The 8,302-nt window shown below is 55.7% G+C and carries 10 protein-coding genes and 1 pseudogene; 8 read left to right on the forward strand and 3 right to left on the reverse strand.

Annotated elements, in window-relative coordinates; all coding sequences use genetic code 11:
• Entirely contained in the window at window positions 1-897 is an 897-nt protein-coding gene (locus tag ACR3E7_RS20950) for a class II glutamine amidotransferase (RefSeq protein ID WP_170789333.1), read from the reverse strand.
• 173 nt (window positions 898-1,070) lie between these two features.
• Between ACR3E7_RS20950 and ACR3E7_RS20955 the strand changes: the two genes are divergently transcribed.
• The 4 genes from ACR3E7_RS20955 to ACR3E7_RS20970 all read left to right on the forward strand — a co-directional run bounded on the left by ACR3E7_RS20955 (window position 1,071) and on the right by ACR3E7_RS20970 (window position 5,162).
• Window positions 1,071-1,736, forward strand: a complete 666-nt coding sequence (locus tag ACR3E7_RS20955) for a helix-turn-helix domain-containing protein (protein WP_170789334.1) — start codon at window positions 1,071-1,073, stop codon at window positions 1,734-1,736.
• A 574-nt stretch (window positions 1,737-2,310) separates the two neighbouring features.
• Window positions 2,311-3,321 carry a TRAP transporter substrate-binding protein DctP gene (gene dctP, locus ACR3E7_RS20960; protein WP_480503931.1) on the forward strand — a complete coding sequence of 337 codons (1,011 nt, stop codon included), beginning with the start codon at window positions 2,311-2,313 and terminating at the stop codon, window positions 3,319-3,321.
• 7 nt (window positions 3,322-3,328) lie between these two features.
• The gene (locus ACR3E7_RS20965; protein WP_480503932.1) at window positions 3,329-3,847 is read left to right on the forward strand and encodes a TRAP transporter small permease; all 519 of its coding nucleotides are present in this window, start codon (window positions 3,329-3,331) and stop codon (window positions 3,845-3,847) included.
• A 22-nt stretch (window positions 3,848-3,869) separates the two neighbouring features.
• Complete coding sequence (locus tag ACR3E7_RS20970) at window positions 3,870-5,162, forward strand: TRAP transporter large permease (RefSeq protein ID WP_480503933.1); 1,293 nt, start codon at window positions 3,870-3,872, stop codon at window positions 5,160-5,162.
• A gap of 97 nt (window positions 5,163-5,259) precedes the next feature.
• Here ACR3E7_RS20970 and ACR3E7_RS20975 read toward each other — a convergent pair.
• Window positions 5,260-5,725, reverse strand: a pseudogene (locus tag ACR3E7_RS20975) (DDE-type integrase/transposase/recombinase).
• On the opposite strand from ACR3E7_RS20975, the gene ACR3E7_RS20980 reads away from it, so the two are divergent.
• Window positions 5,621-5,908, forward strand: a complete 288-nt coding sequence (locus tag ACR3E7_RS20980) for a hypothetical protein (protein WP_480719528.1) — start codon at window positions 5,621-5,623, stop codon at window positions 5,906-5,908. The pseudogene ACR3E7_RS20975 and the gene ACR3E7_RS20980 overlap by 105 nt on opposite strands.
• 129 nt (window positions 5,909-6,037) lie before the next feature.
• Here ACR3E7_RS20980 and ACR3E7_RS20985 read toward each other — a convergent pair whose 3' ends face one another.
• On the reverse strand, window positions 6,038-6,364 hold the full coding sequence (locus ACR3E7_RS20985) for a TetR family transcriptional regulator C-terminal domain-containing protein (protein ID WP_480719524.1): 327 nt from the start codon (window positions 6,362-6,364) through the stop codon (window positions 6,038-6,040).
• 303 nt (window positions 6,365-6,667) lie between these two features.
• On the opposite strand from ACR3E7_RS20985, the gene ACR3E7_RS20990 reads away from it, so the two are divergent.
• The 3 genes from ACR3E7_RS20990 to ACR3E7_RS21000 all read left to right on the forward strand — a co-directional run.
• Window positions 6,668-7,045 carry a hypothetical protein gene (locus tag ACR3E7_RS20990; RefSeq protein WP_480503937.1) on the forward strand — a complete coding sequence of 126 codons (378 nt, stop codon included), beginning with the start codon at window positions 6,668-6,670 and terminating at the stop codon, window positions 7,043-7,045.
• A gap of 10 nt (window positions 7,046-7,055) precedes the next feature.
• The gene (locus ACR3E7_RS20995; RefSeq protein ID WP_170783246.1) at window positions 7,056-7,472 is read left to right on the forward strand and encodes a GFA family protein; all 417 of its coding nucleotides are present in this window, start codon (window positions 7,056-7,058) and stop codon (window positions 7,470-7,472) included.
• 255 nt (window positions 7,473-7,727) lie between these two features.
• On the forward strand, window positions 7,728-8,302 hold a 575-nt coding region (locus ACR3E7_RS21000), incomplete at its 3' end, for an HlyD family secretion protein (RefSeq protein ID WP_480719526.1).

Raw genomic sequence — 8,302 nt, forward strand, 5'->3', positions numbered from 1 at the left:
TTAGTGGCTCCAGAAATAGACGGTGGCGGGTTCGGGTTCCCAAACGCGGGCGTCCTCAATACCCGGCAGGTTGACCAGCGCGCGGTACTCGCTGCCGAAAGCCACGTATTGATCGGTCTCGGCCATCACCGCCGGTTTGCAGGCAATCGGGTCGCGTACCACGCCAAACCCGTCCTTGGTGCCGACCACAAAGGTGAAGAACCCATCCAGATCCTCAAGGCTGCTTTCCAGCGCCTCACCCAGAGTGGCCCCATTCTGCATCTTCCACGTCAGATAGGCGGCGCCGACCTCGGTATCGTTCATCGATTCAATCCGCACCCCTTCGCGCATCAGCTTGCGGCGCAGCGCGTTGTGGTTTGACAACGAGCCGTTATGCACCAGACACTGATCGCCGCCGGTTGAGAATGGATGGGCGCCTTCAGTGGTGACGGCGGATTCGGTGGCCATGCGCGTATGCCCGATCCCGTGGCTGCCATGCATCGACGACAGCGAGAAACGAGCCGCCACGTCCTTTGGCAGACCAACTTCTTTGTAGATTTCAATCGCATCACCATCCGACATGACGCGCATGGCGGGGCGCATCTCACGGATCGCCTGCCGCGCAGTATCGACCTTGTCAGCCTGCATCGACAGCACCGCATGCGTGTCATTGGCACGCAAATTGACTTCAGTTCCTACCGCCGCACTCAGATCTGAAGCGAGAGTTGCGAAATCGGCATCAGGGTCATCCGACTGCACCGTCATTTTTGCTTGGCCTGCCGACTGGGAACCATAGATTGCGATACCGGCACTGTCGGGGCCGCGATCGGTCATGGTGATCAGCATATCGGTCAGCATTGAACCCAGTCTGGGCTCGAGCGTTTGGTCTTTGAGAAACAACCCCACAATCCCGCACATCGTCTGAGACCTTCTCTTGTTGTGTTGCCGATACCCTAAACCACGTCCCTCAGGGAAATCTACCCTTAAGAAAATTTTTTTCCCTATGCGAAAATACGTCTAGGCAGATTCCTAAGGCGAAAGCGCTTTCATTTTCCTCATGGTAGGATAACTTCGCTGCCAAGAAAGACCGCATGAACGGGCAAACTGCGAATCGAAGCGGAAGGAAACAGGTGGCAAAACTGACCCAAGACCCGCATTCCGTAAGTTCAAGTGATCGAGAAAAGGTTCTTGAAGTCGCCATCGGCCGAGAAGTTCACGCCTTTCGCAAACAGCAGAACATCACTGTTGCAGATCTTGCGCAGATGACCGGGCTGTCGATCGGAATGGTGTCGAAAATCGAAAACGGGAATACATCGCCTTCTTTGACGACGCTTCAGGCGCTGGCGGATGCACTGTCGGTTCCACTGACCAGTTTTTTCCGTCGGTTCGAAGAACGACGGCTGGCCGTTCACACCAAAGCAGGGCAAGGGGTCGAGCAGGAGCGAGAGGGCACCCGCGCTAACCATCAATACAACCTGCTGGGCACCATAGGCGCCAACACGTCAGGCGTGATCGTCGAGCCCTATCTGATCACTCTGACCGCTGAATCCGACACCTTTCCGACCTTTCAGCACAGCGGAATTGAGACGATCTATATGCTGGAAGGCGAGGTTGACTACCGTCACGGTGATCAGGTCTATCCGCTGAAACCCGGCGACACGCTGTTTTTCGAGGCTGATGCGCCACACGGCCCCGAGCGTCTGGTCACGTTGCCCCTTCGCTATCTGTCTATCATCAGCTATCCGCAGACAAACTGAAGGGCGCCAGAAATTCAGCCGTCAAATATGGTTTTCGAAATAAGTTTAGTGACCAAACCGAAATCAGCCGACATCGATTTCTCGCATTCGTAAGACTTGACCGGGCATTGGCGAGCATTGGAACGCCTTTCCCGACATTGACTTGGGATTTGTCTGACCCTTTTGAAGAAATCGACCGCTTTCAGGCCGACATGTCCTTAGGATCAGCACATCAAGTCGAAGACGACTTAATCATCAGGAACTTCTGTCAAACGACGCTCGTGCCAATAGCCCACGTACCGATAGCAGGACCGAAAGACGAAGATCCGATTTGGATCGGTTGGGTTAAAGCAGAGGGGCCTCTGAACCGGTTGTACGAAAGCCAACAAGTTCCGACAGAAGTGCGCTGAGGTCGCGGCTCAGGTATCACTTGCAACCTTCCCTGCTCTTTCTATGCTTTCATTTGGTGGGTCTGGCCCACGGCCTATGCGCCCCAAGTCAATGATTTTACGCGACCTAATAAGTTGAAGAGCAAGACTAATACACAAAGAGCTTCGTCAAGAGCCAGATATTCAGTGCTTCAGGAGGGAACACCATGAAGAGAATTATTCAAACCGCCGCATTGAGCGCGGCTGCTTTCATTTCAGCCATTGCCGCAGGCAATGCGGAAGAATGGCGATTCAACAATTTTCTACCCGAAACCCGCCCAGAAACGGCAGAGCTGGAACGCTTTGTCGAAGAGGTCAACGCGGCCCTTGAAGGTGAGAATAAGCTGAAGCTTTATAGCGGCGGATCGCTGGGTCTTCCGAACACGGACACCCTGCGGTTCCTGCCAAAGGGTGCGGTCGAGATGAGCCTGATCTGGGCGAACTATCTGGGACGTGACGCGCCAGCGCTCAGTTCAGTTGTGGTTCAAGGCACCATTGGCTCGATCGAGGAATTCGAAAAGGCGATCCCGACAGTGCGCGAGATTTATCAGGAAGAGTTTACCGATTGGGGCGTGACCTCGGTTGGGTATGTGCCGATCCCGATGCTATCTGTGTCGGTCTTCTGCCGGGATGAGCCGGTGCGCACCATTGACGCTCTGAAATCGAAAAAGCTGCGCGTCTGGGCTCGCGATCAGGTTGAAACCTTCACACGCCTTGGGGTCGCCGCGCAGATCATTCCACAGGAAGAGATGTATGTGGCGCTGAAAACCGGCGTGGTCGATTGTGCACTTTATCCTGCGCTTTATGCACACACAGTGTCTTTGCAGGAGGTCGCCAAATATGCTTCGTTCCTGTATCCGATGGCGTCCGGCCCCTATGTGATCGGGGTCGCAACCGACAAATGGGACGCTACGGATGACGCCACCAAGGCGGCAATTGCGACCGCCGCAGACGCCTTGTGGGAGCGTACCAATCAATACGAGGACGATTTCGAACGCGAGCTGGCCGCACGTGAGCAGCTGGTCGCAGATGGTGTCACCTGGGGAGAAGATTTCTCGCAGGAAGACCGCGATCTGTTTGTGTCGAACGTCACCGAAATCTGGGCTGAACTCGCGGAAGAAGCTGGCGGCAACGCCCCTGCCTATCGTGAGCGTGTCCTGACCGCCCTGGGCCGCTGACGTCAAAATGGCGCTTAGTCCGGGAAACATTATCGCGCGGGGGCTGGACCGTCTGGCCCTTGCGTGCGCCGTTTCTGCGGCCCTCGGAATGATCGCCATTGTCGGCATCATTGTCACCAGCGTATTGATGCGCAAATTTGCCAATACGCCGCTGCACATCACCGAAGAAGTGGTCGGCCTATTGCTCAGCGTTTCGTTGTTTCTAGGTCTGCCGATGGTGACGTTGCGGGCCAAACATGTGCGTGTGGCACTGTTGGCGGATTTTCTGAAAGGTCGACTGCATGTCGCAATACAGATCGCCGCCCTTCTGGTCGGTATCGTTTTTTTCCTGTGGTTGATCGTCGAAACTATTCCTTGGTTCGAATTCGCCTTCAAGCGCAACCTTAAAACAGAAACCACGCGCATTCTGCTTTACCCTTGGATGGCGCTTATGCCGCTGTCGCTTGGGCTGACTCTGTCTATCTTTGTGGCACGCCTTGTCGGCATTCTGGACAGGGTGAACGACGCCGAGGCCGACATCAAATGACCCCAACGAAAGAGACCAATAAATGTCGTTCTGGCTGACGTTGACAGGCGCGCTGGTTGCCACCGCTGGCACGGGCGTGGCCCTTGGAGCGGCGCTTGGTCTGACCGGGTTGATCATTCTGCACTTTTTCTCGAACGGGGCCACGTCGCTGGCTGTGGACGCAATCTGGAGCGTCTTCAATTCGTTCACCCTCAGCGCAGTTCCCATGTTCATCCTTCTGGGCGAGGTGCTGCTGCGCAGTGGAATTAGCGAGCGGGCCTACTCCGCCTTTTCCCCGCTGTTTCGTCGCATCCCGGGGGGCTTGCTGCACACCAATATTGCAGTTTGCACCCTGTTCGGCGCGGTCAGCGGATCCAGTCTGTCTACGGCTGCGGCGGTGGGTTCGGTCGCATACCCTGAGATGTCGAAACGCGGCTATGACAAGGATACGATTGTGGGCAGCTTGGCGGGCGGCGGTACTTTGGGCCTGCTGATCCCGCCCAGCTTGTCTTTTCTGATCTATGGCGCGCTCACTGAAACCTCGATCGGGCGCCTGTTCGCCGCCGGTATTATCCCTGGTTTTCTGGTTGGTCTGATGTTCATGGCGTATCTGTTGGTCAGATGTACCCGAAATCCGGCCCTGGCCCCGCGCGACGAAGCCCCATTGCCGCTGCGGCAGACACTGGCGGGGTTCAAACAAATCTGGCCGTTGCTTGCGCTGATCATTGCGGTCATCGGCAGCATTGTCGGAGGGCTGGCGACACCGACCGAAGCGGCAGGCGTGGGCGTTGTACTGGCCGTGATCATTTCCTCCATATGGGGCGACCTGACTTGGAAGAAGCTTGTCGAAGCGGTCTATCAGTCGGTTCTGTTGTTTGCATCGGTTGGGTTTTTGGTGCTGGGCGCGACGATACTGGCGAAATCGACCAGTATTCTGGGCGTGCCGCAACAGATCCTAGAAGTCGTGGCCGAAAGCGGGATGGGCACATACAGGGTGCTGTTAATCGTGGTGCTGATCTATCTGGTGCTGGGGTGCTTTTTTGACGGATTGTCGTTGATGATCATGACCTTGCCGGTCGTATTCCCTTTGCTTACCGGGCTGGGCTTTGACCCAATCTGGATCGGGGTCATCATCACCATCGTCATCGAGATTGGTCAGGTCACACCCCCAGTCGGGCTAAACCTGTCGGTCCTAACCGCGCTGACCAACAACGAGGTTGGCTTGGGCCGTGTGGCAATTGCGACAGTTCCATACTGGCTCATCCACCTGTTGACCATCTTCATCCTGACGGTGTTCCCGGCACTAACCCTTTTTCTTCCCAACCTTTTGTTCTGAATGAGCGTAGTTGTGCTCTTGCAACGACCCGGTCCGGCCGAACAGGTTGTGTTGCAGAGTTTTTCTGCTAGCCAATGAGACTCGGCGTGTCTTCAAGTTAGACGGCCAGTTTAGCGAATTGTCGAAAGGGGCAGAGTCCAGGCGTGAATCGGCCCTCGCGGATCATCTTCGCGACTTCGATTTCAGCAACGGTTGCTGCAGTAAAACCGAAAGCTTTGAACCCCAGCATTGGTCAAGTTCGCCTTTTGATGAACCGGTGGTCCTGTCCACGATGTTGTTCTAGTGTTTCTGCCTCACCACCTCGACTGGAATCGGACATCAAAATCCCTTCAGCATTTTGTTGATGGCTTTGATACCTGCTGTTTCTGCGCCGCTTTTGTCGATGACGATCTTTCGCGGCGACCCGCGGCTTCAGCGATCACGCCGGAATACCGTGTAACGCATCGGTTCAGTGTTGTGTGGTCTACCGCAACGCCGTGCACGGGTATGATTTCTTCTATATGTCGATAGGAAACACCGTAGCTGACGAAACCAGGGTCAATGGTCAAAAGTGTGAAACGCAAGCTGGTGCAAGCGCCAGTTTCGTTTTCCTCAAGATCAAAGTGCGGTTCGGCCAGCTTCGCCTATTGGGTTACGGCCCAGACCTGTCGTTGAGCAAGCTGCACTGCGGCTTCACCAAAGCAGTCACTCAACAGCCAACCGCAATACAGCAGGGGCAGTCCACCACCCAGACATTCACTGCTTAAACCCAGTTCTTACGCCGCAAGAAGTTAGTCACGACAGAATGTTTGATAACTTACTGGTTTTCCACCCTTCAATCAGCCCGACCGCCGCCTGGGCGTAGCTCTGCGGAAACTGATCCGAGGTTCGGGCTTTCATAATCGTATGAAGGCCCAGCAAAGACCGATCAGCACCCGTGCGGCCTCATCCGGATCGACCTCGGAACGGATGGCCCCGTCATCCTTTGCCTGGCACAGTATCGCAGCAAACCGCCCCTCCAGTGCGGTCAGGTACCGCTCGATTCGTGCGTTAACCTCGGGATCAGAGCGGTCGAATGAACTAATCGAATTAAAGGCAAGACACCCGGCATCCTCAATCTTTGGCATTCGCTCGGTTGATGCGATGCCCCGGAACCAACCAGCCAGATCGTCCAGCGCATAGGTTTCGGGATCAGGAAAGTGCCGGGCTTCGGCATTGTCCAAATAAGCATCCAGAGTCTTTAGAAAAAACTTTTCTTTTCCCCATAAGTGGTTTGGAGCGTGAACCGTGTCAGCCCCGTCTGCTGCTCCAACTCCCGCGTACTGGCACCGTGGTATCCCCTTCGCCAAAACAGGTCCAAGGCTCCCGCCACAGCACTGTCGTGATCCGTCTTGCGTTTTCGCGCCACAGATTTCTCCTTGCTTTTTCTATCCATGTGGATAGTAATCAATTTCTATCCACATGGATAGCATTAGAGATGCGCGGCAGCAAATGCTGCGTGATCGCACCTGAAACGGAGACCTGACATGACCGCCATCGACCCGACACCCGGCGCATTAAAACCCGTCACCCTGCGCATGATCTTCATCCTGAACGCGCTGAAAATCCTGCTGGCCTTTGGTTTCTTCGCCGGTTTCAAATTCTACGGCCTGCAGGTCGGAGAGCTAGCTGGCCCGCAAGCCGCCAACCTGATGCTCTATACGATGCTGGGTTACATCGTCACCTTTGCCTGTATCGTCGCGTCCATTCTCAAGCGCAGCATGACCGGTATCCGTGCCGCAATTGCTGTTGATTTTCTGGTCTCGATCCCGGCGACAGCGGTTGTCGGCTTTGTCATCGCGATCATTAGCATGGGCCTGACATTCACCACCACTGTCCGCGCGTATTTTGCCTATCGTGTTTGAGATGAGCTCTTTGGCGAGTCACCCAGACATGATCGACGGGCAATGTATCTGCGGCGCAGTGCGCTATCGGGTGCAAGACAACATGACCGCCTTCAAATTGTGCTATTGCAACTTTTGCAAAAAGGCCTCGGGCTCGGCCCATGTTGCGAATGCTTTCACCACGCCTGACCGGATCGAATGGCTGGAAGGTCAAGAGCAACTGACATCTTTCAATGTGCCTAATTCCCAAGTGCGCCGGGTGTTTTGCCGAAGCTGCGGGACATCGCTTCCATTCAAGACACAGAACGGCAAGTTTCTGGTTGTCCCCGTCGGCAGCCTGTCACGCCCGCCGTCCCAGCCCGTTAGCGCGATTGTCGGCTGGGCGTCCCGACCCGCATGGTATAATGAGGCGCTGGGGTTGGAAGGCGTGGTCCTCCCGTTGAACTGAGCTGGACGTCCGCGCTGGGTTTGCATTTTGCGAACATCAGGTCTGTGGTGGATATCGGCAAAGGCATTCATTTCCTGCAGGAAGATAATCCCCATCTGATCGGAGAAAAGCTGGAGGAGTGGTTGGCGCGCCTGCCCGCATGAACCTGTCCTGCCATCTGTAGTTGTTGAACCGTATACATAAATCAGATTTCCTGATTTTATGCTCTGACTATCGCCCAACGCGTTCAAAGGCCAAGCACCGGAGGGAACCCTGTTGAATCTGACGATCCCCATTCCTTTGATCCTGGCGGCTGTCCTGCCCGCTTTTCTGGACCGGTGCTCTGGGTCCGATACCAGCATCGCTCTGGGTGTGTTGGCGCGCGACCGGGTGGCCTTGACCGCGACGGCCAGCGAAATTGTCGTCGATTTACCAATTGCCGAAGGTTCCGTGGTCAAGGTAGGCGACACGCTGGTTCAGCTTGATCCCACATTGCAAAGCGCCAAGCTGGCACTGGCGCAGGCAGAACTGGAAAAGGCACAGGCCACGCTTCTGAAACTGCAGGTCGGACCGCGCGAGGAAGAAATTGCAATTGCCGAGGCCAAAGTAGCAGGCGCTGTTGCGCGCCTTGCCGATGCCGAGGCCATCTATGACCGAAATGCCAGACTGGTCGAGAACTCGGTCGTGACCGAGGCTCAGGTGGCAAATGATCTGGCCATGCGCGATTCCGCGCGGGCTGAATTGGCCAGCGCTCAGGAATCGCTGAAAGAGCTGGAAAACGGCACCCGTCCCGAAGATCCGGCGGTCGCCGAGGCCAATGTGCGAGCTGCCGAAGCCTCGGTCGCCGCCGA

Source organism: Ruegeria sp. BK1 (assembly GCF_056535645.1).

Excerpts from the sequence above, each read along its gene's own strand:
- ACR3E7_RS20950 (WP_170789333.1), bottom strand. The coding sequence starts at position 897 with ATGTGCGGGATTGTGGGGTTGTTTCTCAAAGACCAAACGCTCGAGCCC.
- ACR3E7_RS20955 (WP_170789334.1), top strand. The coding sequence starts at position 1,071 with ATGAACGGGCAAACTGCGAATCGAAGCGGAAGGAAACAGGTGGCAAAA.
- dctP (WP_480503931.1), top strand. The coding sequence starts at position 2,311 with ATGAAGAGAATTATTCAAACCGCCGCATTGAGCGCGGCTGCTTTCATT.
- ACR3E7_RS20965 (WP_480503932.1), top strand. The coding sequence starts at position 3,329 with ATGGCGCTTAGTCCGGGAAACATTATCGCGCGGGGGCTGGACCGTCTG.
- ACR3E7_RS20970 (WP_480503933.1), top strand. The coding sequence starts at position 3,870 with ATGTCGTTCTGGCTGACGTTGACAGGCGCGCTGGTTGCCACCGCTGGC.
- ACR3E7_RS20990 (WP_480503937.1), top strand. The coding sequence starts at position 6,668 with ATGACCGCCATCGACCCGACACCCGGCGCATTAAAACCCGTCACCCTG.